The organism is Halobacteriovoraceae bacterium, from assembly GCA_020635115.1.
Classification (GTDB): Bacteria; Bdellovibrionota; Bacteriovoracia; order Bacteriovoracales; family Bacteriovoracaceae; genus JACKAK01.
This window is the reverse complement of sequence record JACKAK010000007.1, coordinates 49,521-67,576: the sequence shown is the minus strand read 5'-3', so window position 1 is coordinate 67,576 and position 18,056 is coordinate 49,521. Positions and strand designations below refer to the sequence as shown.

17 protein-coding genes are annotated in these 18,056 nt (G+C 31.3%); 4 read left to right on the top strand and 13 right to left on the bottom strand.

All coding sequences use genetic code 11. The features are described 5' to 3' along the window. The first annotated feature begins 9 nt into the window (after positions 1-9). Positions 10-1,911: an FHA domain-containing protein gene (locus tag H6622_11970; GenBank protein MCB9062227.1), complete on the top strand. Its 1,902-nt coding sequence runs from the start codon at positions 10-12 to the stop codon at positions 1,909-1,911. Here H6622_11970 and H6622_11965 read toward each other — a convergent pair whose 3' ends face one another. After that, a complete protein-coding gene (locus H6622_11965) occupies positions 1,912-2,298 on the bottom strand; it encodes a hypothetical protein (GenBank protein ID MCB9062226.1) in 387 nt (128 codons plus the stop codon). It lies immediately after the preceding gene. A 194-nt stretch (positions 2,299-2,492) separates the two neighbouring features. On the opposite strand from H6622_11965, the gene H6622_11960 reads away from it, so the two are divergent. Beyond that, a complete protein-coding gene (locus H6622_11960) occupies positions 2,493-3,212 on the top strand; it encodes a hypothetical protein (protein MCB9062225.1) in 720 nt (239 codons plus the stop codon). Here H6622_11960 and H6622_11955 read toward each other — a convergent pair. Next, complete coding sequence (locus H6622_11955; GenBank protein ID MCB9062224.1) at positions 3,189-3,812, bottom strand: LysE family transporter; 624 nt, start codon at positions 3,810-3,812, stop codon at positions 3,189-3,191. The two genes, H6622_11960 and H6622_11955, sit on opposite strands and share 24 nt — an antisense overlap. Positions 3,813-3,852: 40 nt before the next feature. On the opposite strand from H6622_11955, the gene H6622_11950 reads away from it, so the two are divergent. Continuing rightward, positions 3,853-4,737: a hypothetical protein gene (locus H6622_11950; GenBank protein ID MCB9062223.1), complete on the top strand. Its 885-nt coding sequence runs from the start codon at positions 3,853-3,855 to the stop codon at positions 4,735-4,737. Here H6622_11950 and H6622_11945 read toward each other — a convergent pair. The 8 genes from H6622_11945 to H6622_11910 all read right to left on the bottom strand — a co-directional run bounded on the left by H6622_11945 (position 4,724) and on the right by H6622_11910 (position 12,174). Next, positions 4,724-7,231 (bottom strand): hypothetical protein, encoded by a 2,508-nt coding sequence (locus H6622_11945; GenBank protein ID MCB9062222.1) that lies wholly within the window; start codon positions 7,229-7,231, stop codon positions 4,724-4,726. The genes H6622_11950 and H6622_11945 overlap by 14 nt on opposite strands. Next, a complete protein-coding gene (locus H6622_11940) occupies positions 7,228-7,890 on the bottom strand; it encodes an ABC transporter ATP-binding protein (protein MCB9062221.1) in 663 nt (220 codons plus the stop codon). Before H6622_11940 ends, H6622_11945 begins: the two co-directional genes overlap by 4 nt. After that, positions 7,890-8,489, bottom strand: coding sequence for an arylesterase (locus H6622_11935; GenBank protein MCB9062220.1), 600 nt, complete (start codon positions 8,487-8,489; stop codon positions 7,890-7,892). Before H6622_11935 ends, H6622_11940 begins: the two co-directional genes overlap by 1 nt. A gap of 90 nt (positions 8,490-8,579) precedes the next feature. Next, on the bottom strand, positions 8,580-9,056 hold the full coding sequence (locus H6622_11930) for a GrpB family protein (protein ID MCB9062219.1): 477 nt from the start codon (positions 9,054-9,056) through the stop codon (positions 8,580-8,582). Positions 9,057-9,070: 14 nt separating this feature from the next. Then, complete coding sequence (locus H6622_11925) at positions 9,071-9,451, bottom strand: hypothetical protein (protein MCB9062218.1); 381 nt, start codon at positions 9,449-9,451, stop codon at positions 9,071-9,073. 55 nt (positions 9,452-9,506) lie between these two features. Then, a complete protein-coding gene (locus H6622_11920) occupies positions 9,507-10,166 on the bottom strand; it encodes an ABC transporter ATP-binding protein (GenBank protein ID MCB9062217.1) in 660 nt (219 codons plus the stop codon). Then, entirely contained in the window at positions 10,166-11,404 is a 1,239-nt protein-coding gene (locus H6622_11915; GenBank protein ID MCB9062216.1) for an ABC transporter permease, read from the bottom strand. The genes H6622_11920 and H6622_11915 overlap by 1 nt, the downstream gene beginning before the upstream one ends. Continuing rightward, on the bottom strand, positions 11,404-12,174 hold the full coding sequence (locus H6622_11910) for an efflux RND transporter periplasmic adaptor subunit (GenBank protein ID MCB9062215.1): 771 nt from the start codon (positions 12,172-12,174) through the stop codon (positions 11,404-11,406). Before H6622_11910 ends, H6622_11915 begins: the two co-directional genes overlap by 1 nt. A 187-nt stretch (positions 12,175-12,361) precedes the next feature. On the opposite strand from H6622_11910, the gene H6622_11905 reads away from it, so the two are divergent. Then, the gene (locus tag H6622_11905) at positions 12,362-13,666 is read left to right on the top strand and encodes a deoxyribodipyrimidine photo-lyase (protein MCB9062214.1); all 1,305 of its coding nucleotides are present in this window, start codon (positions 12,362-12,364) and stop codon (positions 13,664-13,666) included. A 2-nt stretch (positions 13,667-13,668) separates the two neighbouring features. Here the strand turns inward: H6622_11905 and H6622_11900 are convergent, their stop codons facing one another. From H6622_11900 to H6622_11890, 3 genes are all read right to left on the bottom strand, one after another. Beyond that, on the bottom strand, positions 13,669-14,190 hold the full coding sequence (locus H6622_11900) for a GNAT family N-acetyltransferase (protein ID MCB9062213.1): 522 nt from the start codon (positions 14,188-14,190) through the stop codon (positions 13,669-13,671). A 57-nt stretch (positions 14,191-14,247) separates the two neighbouring features. Then, on the bottom strand, positions 14,248-15,198 hold the full coding sequence (locus H6622_11895; GenBank protein MCB9062212.1) for an SRPBCC domain-containing protein: 951 nt from the start codon (positions 15,196-15,198) through the stop codon (positions 14,248-14,250). A gap of 140 nt (positions 15,199-15,338) precedes the next feature. Then, positions 15,339-17,954, bottom strand: a complete 2,616-nt coding sequence (locus tag H6622_11890) for a hypothetical protein (protein MCB9062211.1) — start codon at positions 17,952-17,954, stop codon at positions 15,339-15,341. Between the last annotated feature and the right edge of the window lie 102 nt (positions 17,955-18,056).

Genomic DNA, 18,056 nt, shown 5'->3' with positions numbered 1-18,056 from the left:
GTGAATAAAATGTTTTCGACTGCGCAGGAAATGAATTACTTAAAAATTACGGCCTACAAAGAGGGAGAGGTCCTGTATCAACGCAATCTTGATCAGTCACAACTTATTGTAGGAAGAGCGCCTAATTGCGATATTTTAATTAATGACCCATCTGTCTCTTATTATCACGCCATTATCAATTTAGCGGGCCCGGACTCTGGGAAAATAATCGACCTGGATACTATTAATGGTACATTCATCAATGGAGATAAAAAGGAAGAAATATTTTTTTCTCTAGGTGATGTTATACGTTTTGGAAGTGTTGATTTTTATATTGAAGAAACACATATTGAAGATGACATTGAAGACGTTAATCAGGAAACCTCAATTATAGATGTAACTACTTTTAGAGAACATTTTGTAGAAAAAAGACCAGTTGAAGGTCTTTCAATTATTGATGGTGAGTACTGCGATATCAAATTTGATGAGCCTGAGCTTGAACGCTTAGATATTCCTGTCTATGAATATAAATATGATTATTCAGACTTTATCGATACAGAAGTCGCTCCAGAAAATGATCTCGGTATACAAAAAGATAGTTCAGGGGACAGTATTGAAGTAACAACATTATCAAATGGGAATATAATTAGCACCAGATATTTACCTTTAAAAAACAGAACATATACTCTAGGAGATAGTAAAAAAAGAAATAATATTCGACTTGAAATCTTTGAGGATACATTATTTCCTTTTATTTCCATCAAAAATGGTAATATCACCATCCATAAGATTGATCAGTTTAAGGCCTATAATTTGGCAAATATTCAAAATCCAATATTTAGCGATGATTCTGTACATTCATTAGAAGAAGGAGAAAATCTTCTTTTCACATATAATTCTGTTCAGTTACTTATAAAGATCGTTCCCAAACCACCAGCTTTGAAATTTGCACCATTTTTTGGCCGAGACAGAAAGTTTCAGATGCATTTATTCAAAGTCACTGGACTTTTATTTGCCTGTGTTTTATCGCTTTTGCTTGTAGATGTAACAACTCTCAAAGAAGAAGATGTAGAAGAAACTCCTGTCATCTATAAAAAAGTTGTCAAGGCACCTATACCTTCCGAACAACCCACATCTGAGAAAATATCAGATGATAAACCGCCTGGTCAAAAAGAAGAAAAACAGCCAGAAAAAGAAGTGGCAAAAGCAAAAGAAGGAGAACCAAAACCGGAGCCTAAAAAAGAAAAAAAAGTACCGCAGAACAAGAAGTTAGAGAAGGTGGCAGAAGTTAAAAAAACTGAAGAAAAGAAAGAGCAAAGACCAAAGAAACCTAAAATAAAGGCCTATAATTTCAAATTCGAAAACTCACTAAGTGCGATTACAAATAACACGAATACACCTAAAAAAGTCACAGTCAATAAGGCCGATGCCCAACTTGCTGTAAATACTGGTTTAACAAATTCACTCAATAAATCCTCTGAAATTAAAACTCAATCCACTACTAAAATCGGAAACTTAGGCTCCGATCGTGATGGATTCAAAAACAAGTCATATGGAACTTATGGTCTATCGTCTAAAAAAGGAGTTGATACGGCCTATGTGGAACCAGAAACTGTTGTTCTTGGATCCATTGACCCTGAAGTTTTAAGAAAAATACTACAAGAATATCTCCCCCAATTTAGACATTGTTATCAAAAGGAACTGCAAGTTAACGAACAAGTAAAAGGTATTATTGATCTGCAATTCACTATTGGGCACGATGGTAAAGTTACCAAATCTCAAGTCTTGGCAAAAAGGTCAAGATTCACCAAACGAGGTACAAATTGTATGAAACAAGTTTTGGGTGTTATTCAGTTCCCTAAACCCAAGGGCGGTGGTCAAGTTGATGTTAGACAGCCTCTTAATTTTTTCTCGGAAAATCAGAAGATTTAATCACTGTGAGGTTGTAACTTTTCCTTTTTTAATCGCATAGTTAAGCATTTCAACCTTTTTGGATATTTGATAAAGTTTTTCAACTCCTATTCCATATCTTTTTGCCAAAAGCTTTGAGGCCGTTTGATCGTCAACACTTTGAAATTTTGGTAGAAAAACGTCTTTTACGTACCTGTTATAGATATCTCTATCCTGCTTACTTATGATAACCTCATTTTCAGATACTTGAGGAGGCCTATGAGATTTTCCAGCAACGACTGCTCCTGTTTGGGGATTTAATACGAACCAAGTGGGAGGATTACTTGAAAATGCATCAAACAAAGGAGTCAGAATGGAAAATAGTACAATAAGTGTTTTCATTTGTGATTTAAATTCGTGGAAAATCATAAGTCAACCTTCCTGGTAACCAGTTTATCCTAATAGTGACTCCTTATTCTACATAGCTTTGTGGGTCTTCGGCAAGTTGAAGGTGGCAAAACTTTTAACACACGTATGTAACCTTTTCAAGGGCCCGTAATCTTAACTTAATCTGTAATAAAATAATCAAGAAAGCCTATTTAAAAGTAAAAGAGAGGTTGTTTATGAAAAAATTAAATTTAATCTACGCTTTGTTTGTTATTTTAACTGCCTGTGGAAGTGATAATAATTCAACTGACACACACCAGCAAGCTGATCCCGTTACTCAATATAGAGATCAAATGATTGGACAGTGGCAAGTCACAAATATAAGTTTTGAGAGAAATCATTTCAATGATGGTTGTGGGTATAACAGATTATATTATTTATGTGATAATATGAGTTTAAATACTGACTTTTCTAAATCTCAAGTTGGAATGATTTTTGAATTCTCTGAAGATGGCTCAGGTAGAGTTGTAGGAAGATATCAGAACTTTTACCGAGAAATTGCAAAAATTGAATATAGAGTTAATGGAGATATTCTAGAAACAACTTCGTTTTCTCGAAATGGATTCGGTTTTAATGGAGATGTCAGACCATTTGATAGTTTTAATATTCTATCTGTTACAAATAATCAGCTTGTACTAAAGTATACTACTGGACAAACAGTGACATTTAATAAGGTTAATATCCAAATTTCAAATGGTTTTAATAGTATGAGAGCTAATCACTTTAATAGTTTTCATCAAAGATTTTATGGAGCACCTGTTTTTTACTCACGTTTTAGAAACAATTATATTCAATACCACAATTATTATTCACACCATCATGAAAGCAACAATTCGTTGCAAGTAGGACTTGGATTTTTAGGAGGAATTATTTTAGGAGCTGTATTGGCCCACTAATAGTGAAACTCCAATCATCACCATCATTGTACCAAGGGCGCAATCTATGAGATACGCCCTTTTTTCGTATTGCTTACGAGCAAAATTACGAGAAAAAATAAATGAAATTAACCAAAACCATAAAATTGTAATCAATATAATCAAAAAGGATAAAATATACTTCTCTGTTAATTTTACTGTATCAACTACGAGTATTGGCGAGAAAATACTTACGAAATATAGTGAAGCTTTAAAATTGAGTATGTTTGTCCACAATCCAACAAGAAAAGGTGAGTTTATTTCATACTTTTTACTTTCTAAAACAATTTTTCCTCTCGTTTTCCAAGAGCTAAAAGTGATCATAAATCCAATATAGATAATATATAAACAACCTAAATATTTAAACATTGAATTTATAAGAGGATATTTTTCAATAAGAATACCAAGTCCAAAAAGAGAATAGGTTATATGGAAGATAAGACCTGTACCAATTCCACAAGAAACAATCATGGCACTCTTCATTCCTTTTTTGAGAGAGTAGTTTACAACAAGTGCAAAATCAGGTCCAGGGGAACTCACTGCGGCAATATGGATCAGAATAATTTTTATGAAAATTTCCACTACACTCTCCCTCTTTAATTTAAATATGATAGAATGTGACATGAGTAAAATTCTGTTCTATCCATATAAGGCCATTCTTTTTTTGAAATTCCTGGATTCACCATGTGATATATTTGTCCAACTTTCTCAAACAAATTACGTCAAGATCTTAGCGGCCGGCGATAGGATCGAGAAGGAATTTGTTGAAAAGTATATAAGGAGAAAAGTTTATGATTTTTATATAACTCAATCTGCAAAAGAAAAATTTCATATTGAACTCTCTAGTCTCACCAATAAGGATCTCGATAAAATTTTTGCTCGTGAAATTCTTGGAGGGATTTTACAAGAAATTGGTGTTTCAGAAGAAGTCCTGAGTAAAGTTAACGATCTTGCAGACAAAGTAGAAAATTTTTTGAAAAATGATAAATCCCTAAGCAAGTTAGTTAGTGAAATTACTCAATCGGACGATCAATTTCAGTATGAACATAGTTATTTGACATGCGCCCTGGCCACACAAATTGCAAGAGGTATGGACTGGCACAATGTTCAAATAGAAGAAAAAATTTGCATGGCATCTTTTTTTCATGATTTGAATGTAGAGGCCATTCAGTTAAAAGATATTGAACTTGAACAAGATCTCAATCAATTACAAGAAAGACTATTAAGAGTACATCCTAGACAGATGGCCTCTGTTCTGAGGGCGAATCCAAATATTTCTAGTGAAGTTATAAATATTGTAGAAAAACATCATGAAGAGACTTTAGATAATCTCCCTCCTTATTGTATATGTTTCAATTTAGCACATAAATTAGTTATGGGTATGTATCGTCAACATTTTGATAATTCAAAAATTTCTCAAATCATTTCAGTATTAAAATCAAAATATCCTTCAGAGAAACTTTTACGCTATTTTTATGAGCTAGAAAAAATTATTAAAACTCACTAATTTGCATTTCTCTAAGTTGAGAATATGATTTTTTGATTCTTAAATAAGTATATACTTGAAAAAATAAAATTGTCAGAAATGAAGGTAAAATGAAAAATATTATTTTTTTAAGTTCAAAAATGAATTCCAAATCAAATACAACTGTTTGAACAATAAATGATAAGATTGTGCCAAATATTAAAGAAAACAATAAAACAAGAACCATAAGTATAGATATTTCATAAGTTGAATTTTTCAATATATAACTATAGGGTGCCCCTAGAAGTTTGAGAAGAATAAAATTTTTAGATCTTTCTTCAAATTGAACTTTTGAAAGTGAGAAGAATATAAATAATCCAAGTATCACTATATAAACTGACATTGAATACATTGACTTATTAATCAGATCAATGATGATGTATATTTTTTTTATTAATCTTTCAACATCAATCATGGAAATATTTGGAAATTTGCTAAATACTGAATTCATTATTTTCTTTTTGACATTTTTTGAGTTTATGGAAGTGAGATAAGTCTTAGGAGCATCTTCTAAAAGACCAGAGGAAAATAAAATAAAAAAGTTTGGATTAAAAGTTGTCCATTTTACACTTCGAATATTTGCAACAGTTCCCTTAATTTTAATTCCAAGAACATCAAACTCTAAAACGTCCCCAATCTTGATTTGCATTCTTTGAGCATATCTTTTTTCTATAGAAATCCCATTTATATTGGGATGATTTTTTTTAAATTTTTCTAGTGACATCCCTTCCACAATTTTTTCATCAGCAATCAAATGATCTCTAAAACTTAGATTTATGCCTCTATTTCTAAATCTGGCCGATCTTTGAGATTCTCTTGAGAATTGATCCTCATCTGCTCTCTTTAGTTTATTGTTATTAATAGAAGTCAGTCTAGATCTTACAAGTGGTGATATCAGCAAAACTTCACCTCCCTCATCTTTTACTGTTTCTTGTAATAAATTAAGTTGATATTCTTGTACATCAAATAAAAAAATAACTTGTTGTTTTGATTGATCATTTTTTAATTCATTTGATACTGAATCTTCCAGCTGAGATATCATGATTAAAAAAGATAATATTGGAACAAATGTGCATACTAAAATGATGGGGCCAGACCTTTCTCTTGAAAGGTTCTTTATGAAATAATTAAAATTATTTGATAAAGAAGACCTAGATGCCATAAATTTAAGCAGGCCTGAAACACTGATTGAACAGATTCCCAAAATTATTATCAATGAAATAACAAAAATTGTTCCTATAAAAAAAGAATTCGATATAATAATGGTGATGAAATAAAAAAAGATAATAAAGATTATCAAATCGATCAGGAGTCTTTTACTTTTATTTATCTGAAAAAAATTATTACTTCTTAAAATACTTCCAAAAGACAAATTTAATTGATGATAAACAATAGGTCTTAAGACTAACACAGATAACAATAGAATAAATGTAAATATTGTTATGACAAGTCTGTAATCAAAAATTATTTCAATTTGAAATTTTAAGTATTCTTGTAATAGATTTTTGATCCAATATGAGAAGGCAAAAGAGATACAAAGGGATAATATAAGTGAAAATGCTAAATTCAAATTCATTTGTAACTGGATAATTTGCCCGATAATTTTATTTTTTCCGGTGATAAAACTCAGAATAGATAAGTCCTTTCGAATATGAGAGATATAACTTTTTATGAGATAAAATATACAAATTACACCCAACAATAATCCTATAAGAGCAACAATTCCCAAAAAATCAAAGAGGTATGAAGTCATCCGATGAATTTGTTCAGATGATTCAGTAGCACTTAATATTCGAATTTCAGGATCATTAATTAATTTTTTTAATTTTTTTATGAGTTGAGTGTCGTTCCTTTCATCTTTAATAAGATACTGATAAAACAAAGTACTTCCAGGTTTCATTAGCTCAGTTAGCTTTAAAGTTTCATGAGACATGTATACTCGTGGGGCCATACTTGTGGTAATTCCACCTTGTAAAGTATCGTTCTTAGCAACCTGCTCAATTTCAAATTTTTTCTCACCTATTTGAACGCTGTGTACTCCTTCTTGAATTTGATCAATTAATTCTGGATAGACCACTATTTTCTTATTTTTCAGATCAAGAGAACCAAATTGAGTTTGAACTTCTCCATAAAAAGGATATTTATTATCCACACCTTTGATTTCAATTAAGCGCAATGAATTGCCATCTGATAACATGGAATATAGACTATAGACCTTTGAGATATTTTTTTCTCCACCTATTAAATTGACCACTTCGGAAATTTTTTTATCTTCAAGATCCTGCCTTGTTTGAATAACAATATCTGCACCGACAAGATTTCTTGATTGATTATTTAATGATTCTCTCATTGATTCTGTAAGAAGAAGTACACTAATTAGACCTGATAAAGCGATCGTAAAATTAAAAAGTATTAGAAATGTATATCTTCTACCGTTTCTAAAAAACTTCCATGCATATTTCAATTTTAAAATCATAATTCTAATAAAGAGCCATGTTGGAGTTGATAAGTTTTAAAAGTTCTTCTGGCCAAATCCTGGTTGTGAGTAACAATAATCATAGACGTTTCAAATTCTTTTACGATTTTAAATAGTAAATCATTAATCATTTCACCAGTTTCCTCATCTAAACTACCACTGGGCTCATCTGCTAAAATAATTTTTGGTCTAGTAGACAAAGCTCGAGCTATTGCAACTCTTTGAGACTCCCCCCCACTTAAAGTTGACGGAAAATGATCTGCTCTATCCTCAAGTCCTACATATTTCAGCCATTTGATGGCCTCCTGTTTAGTATTCTTTCTTTTTTGAATATCTAGGACAACTTCAATATTTTCAATAGCTGTCAAATTAGAAACTAAATGATAGTTCTGAAATATATACCCTATGTAGTCAGACCTTAATGCAGCTCTAGCAGAATCGTTTAAAGAACTAAATTCTTGAGAATTAAGAATAATTTTTCCTGAATCAGGTAATTCCAATCCGCATAAGAGTGAAAGCAAAGTACTTTTACCTACGCCAGATTTTCCAAGAATTGAAATAACTTCACCTTTATTAACTTTTAGATCTATTGATTTTAAAATTTCAATTTTTCCATGAGGGCCTTGGAAGGATTTTTTCAGATTAATAACTTCTATCATTATTTACCTTGTATTGCCTTTTTTAATATTGGGTACATATTTTTTGCAATTATTTGATGGCCAGTTTCATTAGGGTGAATTCCATCGCCAATATTCATTTTTTTCAAACCGGCAACATCTTTGAGAAGAAAGGGCATAAAAAATATTTCATTATTTTTTCCAAGATCTTTGAAAAGATTATCAAATTTTTCTGTGAATAAAGTCCCCATGTTTTTAGGTGCCATCATGCCTGCAAGTAAAACACTTACATTATTTTTTTTTGCAAGTGTCATTATTTTTTGCAAGTTTTCTTTTGTTGCATTTACGTCAATCCCTCTTAGACCATCATTTCCACCGAGTGCTAGCACGAGAATATCAATTCTTCGCTTTAATACCCATCTAAATCTAGACAGACCAACACTTGTAGTTGCACCACTTTCACTTGCATTGATGAGTTCAATTGAGATCCCCTCTTTTTTGAGTAAGGTTTCTAATAGATATGGGTATGAGTTTTCTTGATCTATACCATAACCAGCTGTTAATGAGTCTCCTAAAAAAAGTATAGTTTTGGCCAAAGCGTTTGTTGATAATATAAAAAAGAGAATTATTAAACATTTCATATCATTGCCCAAAAAATTAATGAGAAAGAGCTAGTATATTCTATTAAAATGAAAGGAGTTTATCAAAGGTTCATTTGAATATTTTTTAATCTAATTATTAGATAACACTTTTTCTATCCAATCCGATTTCAATTTTCGATATTTATTTTCATCCATACCAGCACAACTGAGTTTCAAAGCATTGTATTCTCCAATGAGATTTGGAGAACTTCTTAGAATTTCACGAAAATGAATAAAAAATTCATATTCGCTGCCATTTACGACCAACTGCAGGGCCACATCATGATTATATTTATCGGTTATTAACATTTTAAGATGTTCACATTCAAATGAACCTTCTTTTAAAAAGTAACTATGTTTCTGCAGTATACTTAAAGCATTATCGATTTCATCACATTCAACACCGACAAATATATCTAAATCTCCCTTAGAAACTGAACCTGGAATAGATGAAGACCCAATATGCTCAATTCGAGCTTTAGGCAATATTTTTCTCAGATCATTTGAAACTAAATGATATAATTTTTCGACCTTTAATTGATATTCTTCAGGTTTATAAAACTTCATTTTTATTTGGCCAACTATATTTTAAACTCTTGAAAATAAAAATATTCAGTTTCGTCTTTTCCATAGAATCTAAATAATCTCCCTTCAACCTCTCGAGGAATTGGCCCTACGTTTTTACACCAACCGATTTTAAATTTTAAAGTATTTGTCCCTTCTATTTTACCTTTTTCAGTTAATTCAATTTGAAAATCGAACTCTGCAAAGTCAGTATTTTCGGGGAACCCTTTTTTATTATGTTTAATATTTTTAATTTCACCAACTGCAACCCATTTTGAAATGAGAGCACATTTACTAGAATTAAATTTACCATTTTGAATACATGGAGAAGGTGCACATGATTTTGTGGCAAAAACATATTGAGGAAAAAAAACTAAAAACAAAAATATTTTTTTCAAAAATTGCGCCTTTTAAATTGTAAAGTTACATCTAATCATAACTACACTTATTTTTTTAACTTCTAGCTACTTGTCCATCAATCAAATAAATTTCACGGTTGGCCATTGATGCAAATTCTTGATCATGTGTGACCATACAAATTGTTGTCCCATTTTCTTTATTCGTTTTTTTAAGTATGTCCATGACTATATTTCCACTAACACTATCTAAATTTCCAGTAGGTTCATCTGCGAAAATATATCTAGGATTCATAATTAATGCCCTCGCAATAGCAACTCTTTGCTGTTCTCCTCCAGACATCTGAGAAGGTAGTTTATGAGCAACATATTCAATTCCCATAGTTTCTAAGAGTTCATTTGCTTTTGGAATGAATTTCTTTTGAATTCCTAATTTTCTTGGTGCCAAGAGTATATTCTCTAAAGATGAAAGTTCTGGCAATAAGTAATGAAACTGAAATATAAATCCAACATGAGAGTTTCTAAAAGAATGAATCCTCTCAACGCTCATATTTTGAGTCTTCTCTCCATCTAAAAATACACTTCCAGAACTTGGCAAATCGAGGGAGCTAATAATGTAGAGTAATGTACTTTTTCCACTTCCCGACTTTCCTGTAATCGATACAAATTCACCATCATTAATTTCAAGTGAAATTCCTTTTAAGATTTGTTGTGGAGGAGTACCAAATTCTTTTATTAAATTATCACACTTTATCATTACTCTCCCCTGATAATATCTATAGGCGTCATTTTGCTCGCGGACAACGCTGGAACAATACTTGCAAAAATAGATGCAATGACAGCAGCAATAAATGCAGTGACATAAATTGAATGATCATAACTAACAATTAGGTGATTTGATTTTCCAATTTGTAAACCGATATCAATCTTACTAACAACTGTAACGAGAGTTACGCCAAAGGCTAATCCTAGGAGCCCTCCGCAAAGTCCTAAAAAAATACCTTGATATAAAATTAAATGAAGTATTTCACTCGGCGAATAACCAATTGAGCGCAAAATAGCAATTTCTTTACGTTTCTGATTTATCATAATAGACAAAACATTATAGACCCCAAAAGCTGCAACCACTAAGACTGAAAACATAATAAAATATCTCACAACGTCTTGCATTTTTATAACTTCCATAAACATTTTATTGGCGTTTTTCCACCCTTGGATTTTGTCTGAACTGTATAGAGACCAAAATGATGCCAAGGATTCCGATTTCTCCATATCATTGAGTGCGACTGCAATTTCAGATACTCTTCCTGGTGTTTTATTTAGTTTTTGAACTTCTGTTAATAAAGCAAAAGCTAAAGAACCATCAATTCTCTCATCACCAAATCGAAAAACACCTACAATTTTAAACATTGTAACTTCATTCATTCGAGACAATACTCCAAGGGTTTGTCCAACTTTGACCCCTAAATCTTGACCGACTTTTTCTCCAATAATAATTTTATTACCACCTTTTGATAAATCTTCAAAGTGCCCTTCAACCATGTAATCTTCTATATTACTTACACTCATTTGACGATGTGGAATCACGCCGGTTAGAGAAACATTCGTTCGGATTTTTCTTTTTGAGAACATTGAATTAATTGTTAGTCTTGGAGAAAAGGCAAAAACATCGTTGTGATTATTCAGTCTTTCGGCCCATCCTTGATAGTTTTCAAGTTTTGCTTCTCCTCTTTTGCCATAAGGAGAACTTACCCAATGAACGAGATCATCTCCGAAAAATCTCTCTTTTATATCTTCTGAATCAATCTGCCTTTCTGATCCTGAAATTAAAATATGAGCAGTATTATTCAAAAGCGCACTTACAATATAACTTCTTAGGCCAAGCATTACTCCAGATATTGCAATAAATAGCATCGCTCCAAAACCTATACCTAGAATAATAAAAAAAGTTTGTTTTTTCTTTGAAAATAATTGTTTAAAAGATAAGTAAAGCATTAGTTTCTACCTTTTAGAACCAACTGATCACCTAACTTTAAGTCTCCTTCTAGTAGCTCTCCCCACAAACCATCGGAATGGCCAATTTTAACATCTATTTTGGATTTTTTAGTATCTCTCAGTCTAGTAACCCTACCTGCAGAGATGGCCTTGATTGGAATGAGTAGCGCCTTGTCTTTTTCACCAACTTGAATGACTATGTCAGCGGTCATGCCTGGTAGAATATTATCAGTTAAATTTTTGATAGTGATATGTGCAACAAATTCTCCATTTTTAGGAAATATTGTGCTTACATTCCCTTCAAATTCATCTTTTCTCAAACTTTCAAAGAGTACTTTTGCCTTTTGACCTTTTCTGACTTTTAGTGCTGCTTCTTGCTCCAAAGAAACCTCTATATATTTTTGATTTAAATTCTCTAATCGAATGATAGGTATTTGAGGTGTTGCAATTTCACCTTTCTGTAGTCCCACGTAAGTAATGGTCCCTTCAAAAGGGGCCTGAAATGTACTTCCACCTTCGAAAGAGATGATATTGCTCCCCTTCTCTATAAATTGGCCCTCTTTAACAAAAAGATCCAATACGTTGGTAAGTATTCCAATTTTCACTTCAAAGATTTGATCTGATTTTACTTGTCCAAGGCCATAAACAGCTTCAATGACTTTTCCTTCTTTTAAATCAAGGTAACTGAAATTTTTTTGATTAAATATCAAAAAAATAGTGGCCAACAAACTTAATGTGATAACAAAAATTCCCCAAATTTTTTTATGCATTACTTACCCCTCTATTTTTATTATCTTCATTATAAGTTATAGAAACATCAGTGTCTTAAATTTATCTAATTATTGACTATATTAAAAATTGAAATATATTTTGTTAACGTAAGAATAAAGTGTATTAGTTAAATATAGATATTTCAAATAATTGACTAAAAGACTACCTTCAAAAATGTGAGCAAATATGAAACAAAAATACACAATTTTTTGGTTTAGAAGAGATCTTAGAATCGAAGATAATATAGGGCTACATTATGCCTTAAAATCAGAATTTCCAGTTGTTCCTGTTTTTATTTTTGACAAACATATTCTTGAGAAACTTCATAGTAAAAAAGATCTGAGAGTACAATTTATTCATGATACACTTCTTGTCCTTAAAAAAGACCTAAATATGCTTGGTAGTGATTTAATTGTGTTTCATGATTCTCCAATTGATGCATGGAAAAAGATATTAGAAAAATATAATGTAACAAATGTATTTACAAATGAAGACTACGAACCTGATGCCATTAAAAGAGATAATGAAATTGAACAATTATTGGGAAAAATGGATGTAGTATTTCATTCATTTAAGGACCAATGTATTTTTGCAAAAGATGAAATCCTTAAAAAAAATGGAACTCCGTATACGGTCTACACTCCCTATAAAAATAAATGGTATGAATTACTAACACCTAAAGCTATTGCCAGCATTATAAATAGGCCATTATTCAAAAATTTTGCACAATTAAGCTCAACTTCTTTTCCATCTTTAAATTCTATTGGTTTTGAGAAATGTGAACCATTTGATCTAGTCAAATCAATAAAAACCAAAATAATAAAAGAATATGATCTCAAACGAGATTTACCCGCACTAAATGCAACAAGTCACCTAAGTCTTCATCTACGTTTTGGTACAGTGAGTGTGAGAAAATGTGCTCAGGTTGGTCTAGAAATTAACAAAACTTGGTTAAATGAACTTATTTGGCGAGAATTTTTTATGCAGATACTCTTTCACTATCCCAATGTAGTAAAAGGGCCATTTAAAGAAAAATACTCAAACATACAATGGATCAATGATAAATCACAATTCAAAAAATGGCGTGAAGGTAAAACTGGGTATCCACTAGTTGATGCAGGAATGAGAGAATTGAATCAAACTGGATTTATGCACAACAGAGTTAGAATGCTTACCGCTAGTTTTCTCGTAAAACACCTCTTAATTGATTGGAGATGGGGTGAAAAATATTTTGCTGAAAAGCTTTTAGATTTTGATTTAAGTGCAAATAATGGAAATTGGCAATGGGTTGCGGGTACTGGATGTGACGCCGCTCCTTATTTCAGAATATTCAATCCTGAAATCCAACTAAAAAAATTTGACAAGAATTTTGACTACGTAAAAAAGTGGATTCCAGAATTTGGAACGAGTAAATATCCTGAAAAAATGATAGATCATCAATATGCGTATCAAAGGGCCCTTCTGGCTTATAAAGAAGCATTAAATGGATAAATCTAAATTGTTTTCTTATTTCCATTGAGGTGAAGAACCATAGGAAAACAAGTGACAAAACTTCCACCAACTTCAACCTTTTTGACATTACCATCATCATGAAAACCAATTTTTTTATAAAAACCATGTGCCGTGATAGTTGACTCTAGTTTAATATCTGAGACATTCCATGTTTGAGCTTTTAGGATGAGTGTATCAACCATCTTTTTTCCAAGTCCAAGTCCAATTACTTCTGAAGTGAAATAAAGTGCTTGTATAAAACCATATCTTGTACTTTCATCTTCGATCAGTTTTATATGGCCGAGTCCGTGAATTTCTTTTTGGAATTCAACAATAAAAACTTCTCCTTTCTCAATTTCATTAATCCAGCGATCTCCTAAGGCCCTATTACCCCATCCTTTAACCTCATGTTCACCGTGATCGAGTACACATATTTCTCTAATTGATTTCATATGAGCATTATGGATTGAGGCCTCTTCTCCTGGTATAGCAATACGTATAAAGGGATTAAGTTTTTCTTTCAATTTTCTTAACCTATGCAAATTGTAAAAAATAATATCTAGTTAAAAATCTAAAATATTTCAGTTCTTTAAACAACTCTCTAATTTATCAAAACTACCATTCCACCCGACAGTCATTCCTGGTTTAGCTGCATTAAATACTTTACGTTCTTCTTCTGTTGCTTCACCTTCAATTTCCCACTCAAGAGTAATTCTAATATTTCCATCCCCCTCATCTGTGAAAAATACTGTTGTCTTCATTTTATCTGGCCAGATGGGAGCAAAAGGAGGTTTACAAATATTTTTATTCTCGTCACAAAAACTTTGTAAATAGACTAATTTATGGGAGTCATCTATTTCTTTATACTCAATAAGTCCATACATTATTTCGCCTGTATCACTTGTCATCATATAATGAGAAGTTCCATCTACTTTTACATTCACTGATAAAAAATCTAATTGACTTCCTGTGGGGCCCATCCACCTAGAAAAATTCTCTGGATTGGCCCAAAGATTAAACATTTCAGATAAATTGGTTTCAAAACATCGATTAATAATAAAAATATCTTTTTTATTTTGAATAAATTCTAAATATTCTCCCAATCTATCCCAAGTTGAATCACCATTTGCTTGTTTTATGAATATTTCAATTTCCTTTCTCATTTCAGGTGTTTCAAATCTCATAGTCATATCCATCACTGTTTTCTTTTGAACTTCCTCAAAGGTTACTTCAACTCGAAATAATGGTGGTGTATTTTCTGTCGCTCCATGATCATAAATAAGTTTAGAGTTTTTTTCGACAACATGGTAAGTTGCAATATTTGGATAATCTACCCCATCAGGGCCATGCATTGTATAGATCCACTGTCCACCAGGGCTAAGATCCTTACTTTTCGTTGAAATAATAAATCCTCTTGGACCCCACCAATGTTTTTGATGTTCTACCTGAGTATATGCATTCCATACTAAATCAATTGGAGAATTTAAAATTCTGACTATTCTCAATTCGTTATCTCTGTTTGCTTTTGCCATTATTTTCCTCATTATTTAAATAATATAGAGATATTTTATCAATAAGACAGAGATTTAAAATACAAAAAATTGAAATAAAATACAGAAACAAATATTTTATAAAGAGTATTGTCCAAGCACAATCAAGTCAAGTATTCCGCTTAAATGGAGCGTCTACCCATCAAAATCATCTGACAGAAACTAACGATACGTTCAGTTTTAGTCTTTTTACGATGATCAACTTTAAATGCATTTGTGATATGGGCCAATTCATTGCTGAGTCTTGGTACAATGAAGCTTCTATTTTGATTAAAAGCAAATATGTTAAGTACAACATCCATCCAGATATCATTTTGTGCTTGTTCTATATAGATATCTATTTCATTATTTGTATTTCTTTGAGTAATAAGAAAAAGTGAGGTAGAGCTGGCCTTACCATAAAGGGTAAATGCAGTGTATTCGCCAATATTAGACTCTAATGATTTGTCTTTAATAAATTGTTCAATTTTAGTTGAATCTGTTTTTAAAAGGTTCGGAATATTTATAGCATGTTTCCGAGAAGCTTTATTTTCCATTTCATTGAACTTAATTCTAAGATCGATGTCTTCTTGATTATATTCATTGGGTAAAGGAATAAAATATTTTGATGTTTCCTTATATTTAACGACCTTATCAACCTTATCCCAAATAAATTCTCTACTAAAATGTGATCTTAACATTTGAAACGGAAATATGGCCAATTTAAAGGCCAAAGAAGTTGTTTTTCCTAATAACAGCATTGCTCTTGAAAAAGCATGAGGAAAGAACAAACTAAAACTGCTTCCTGTTCTTTCAAACTCTCCTATTTTTGACAAATTTAAACTATAAATTTTAAATAATTTCTCAAGTTTTCCCCTTTCTTTTAAAGACAGTGAATCTTTCAATTTTAACTCATTAATTTTTTTAGATAATTTTTTTAATTTTTTAACAGTCTTTCTCAAATGAATTCTTGTAAGAGGATTTAATCTTGAAAGAAAACTTCTAGAAAAAATAAGTTCATTTTCATCCCCCAAAAAATTAATTTTTAGGGCCTTTGAATTGGTAATGATTTCAGAGAATTCTCTTATTTTTTTTGCAAGATCAGGTCTAGATGCCTTTTGAGCTTCTCTGTAAAGAACCCTAATATATTCAGAATTAATATAATCAGCGGCTATTGATTTTCGATTAAATAATCTATACTTCTTAAAATATTTTTTCTTGTTTTTCTTCCAATCAGATTCTTTTTTCTCAAATTCTTGTATGGCCATAATCTTTGCCGTTTCAAAATTTACTGGTCTTAATGGAACTTTCGAATTTTTTCTCTCTTTATCTACAAGCTTGCTCTCTTTTTCAATTTCCATAGCTCTAAGATAAATTTTAAATTGAATAAATGAATCTCTAATGGCCAATATTATGCTCGTTGAATGTGGTATTACTAATGGCAATTTTGAAAATGTAGTATTTGCTTTTAGAATTATCCCATCAAAAGCATCTTTTTGCTCTTGATTGAGTTCACCAAAGTGTCTTAACTCCCAAAGCATGTACCTTAAAGGGTCTCCCCCTTCATAGTTATTGGTCATTAAAAATTTTCGATTTAGATCATTGAATGTAACTTCTTTTTGAAGATTTCTTAAATATCCTTTACTGGCCAATTTATCGTAATTATGGAGGATCTGAAATGGAGTTTCTTTAGAACTAAATGAAAGTCGGTCAAGGATATAATCTGAAGCTTGTGCAAATTCTCTTCCTACAATGGGGTTTCCGTGTGGAACTGCCTGTAAATAATCGGCCATAACCTCATCAATCTGATGATTCAATAACCCTCCTTTAGAAAGACTTGTATTGAGATGGTGGGCAAATTCATGATCTGCAATTGTGTAATCGGAAAAAGAGTTCACATCATCATCGGAAGATTTTTGAGTTCTAAGAGGAAGTAAAACTAGTCTATGAGATAATAGTTGTGAAGAAGACATTAAAGAGTTCATTTTGAAAACTTGTTCTGGTTCAATTTCAGAAAGTCTAAAGGATTGAGATTGAAAACCGTCCTTTGAAGTGTAATTAATGATTTCAGATTTTTTATATAAAATATCCAATAAGTCGAGTTTATAAAATTTTCCATAGTAGGCATTATCAAAATTAGGAAACTCTGATTTATTATTTTCAATAATCTCTTTCATTGAGAGATCTTGTTGAATGGCCTCATGAAAATTATTCACTGAATGTCCATATCTAAACATGGCATATAAATCAAAAATTGAATCTTTAATCCTCTGTAAATCAACATCATTTTCTACTTTATATTTTTCAATAACTTTCTGAGTGAACTTACTGAATTCTAGGATATGTTTTTTGTGTTTGCCTTTTTTATTTTTTTTATTAAGAATGGCAACAACATGCTTTATAATGTCCATTAACTGAGTCTCATCAAGATCACTATATTGTTTTTCAATATGGGCCTTAATATCAGGAATAGTAGGATTTAAAATTTGTAAAAATTGTATAAGGGATATATTTTCATAACTTGAAATTGCATAAATTCCTTCTAATTTCTCTGGTTTGGCCAGACCTCTTTGTTTCCAATGATTTATAGTTGTTTCCATTTTTTTATATATGTTTTTGAAATGTCTATCATTGGACTCACTCCCCTCTCCGATAACTGTAATTGGAGGAAGAATGTCTTTGGCATTCCACTGAGCAAAAGTATTTTTTGTTGTAAATAGAACAATACATATAAGAAAAATTCGAATGATATTTTGCATTTGATCCTCTCTAGAAGTTCTAAAATACTAAGTGAATTGACCCTCTATATCTAGATATAATGTGATAGGCCATAAATATTTCTGTGATTCATTTTATTTTAT

Bases quoted from the DNA above. Each gene is read 5' to 3' on its own strand.
- H6622_11945 (MCB9062222.1), bottom strand. From the start codon at position 7,231: ATGATTTTAAAATTGAAATATGCATGGAAGTTTTTTAGAAACGGTAGA.
- H6622_11950 (MCB9062223.1), top strand. From the start codon at position 3,853: ATGAGTAAAATTCTGTTCTATCCATATAAGGCCATTCTTTTTTTGAAA.
- H6622_11905 (MCB9062214.1), top strand. From the start codon at position 12,362: ATGAAACAAAAATACACAATTTTTTGGTTTAGAAGAGATCTTAGAATC.
- H6622_11890 (MCB9062211.1), bottom strand. From the start codon at position 17,954: ATGCAAAATATCATTCGAATTTTTCTTATATGTATTGTTCTATTTACA.
- H6622_11895 (MCB9062212.1), bottom strand. From the start codon at position 15,198: ATGGCAAAAGCAAACAGAGATAACGAATTGAGAATAGTCAGAATTTTA.
- H6622_11965 (MCB9062226.1), bottom strand. From the start codon at position 2,298: ATGATTTTCCACGAATTTAAATCACAAATGAAAACACTTATTGTACTA.
- H6622_11910 (MCB9062215.1), bottom strand. From the start codon at position 12,174: ATGCATAAAAAAATTTGGGGAATTTTTGTTATCACATTAAGTTTGTTG.
- H6622_11935 (MCB9062220.1), bottom strand. From the start codon at position 8,489: ATGAAATGTTTAATAATTCTCTTTTTTATATTATCAACAAACGCTTTG.
- H6622_11940 (MCB9062221.1), bottom strand. From the start codon at position 7,890: ATGATAGAAGTTATTAATCTGAAAAAATCCTTCCAAGGCCCTCATGGA.
- H6622_11920 (MCB9062217.1), bottom strand. From the start codon at position 10,166: ATGATAAAGTGTGATAATTTAATAAAAGAATTTGGTACTCCTCCACAA.
- H6622_11960 (MCB9062225.1), top strand. From the start codon at position 2,493: ATGAAAAAATTAAATTTAATCTACGCTTTGTTTGTTATTTTAACTGCC.
- H6622_11930 (MCB9062219.1), bottom strand. From the start codon at position 9,056: ATGAAGTTTTATAAACCTGAAGAATATCAATTAAAGGTCGAAAAATTA.
- H6622_11970 (MCB9062227.1), top strand. From the start codon at position 10: ATGTTTTCGACTGCGCAGGAAATGAATTACTTAAAAATTACGGCCTAC.
- H6622_11915 (MCB9062216.1), bottom strand. From the start codon at position 11,404: ATGCTTTACTTATCTTTTAAACAATTATTTTCAAAGAAAAAACAAACT.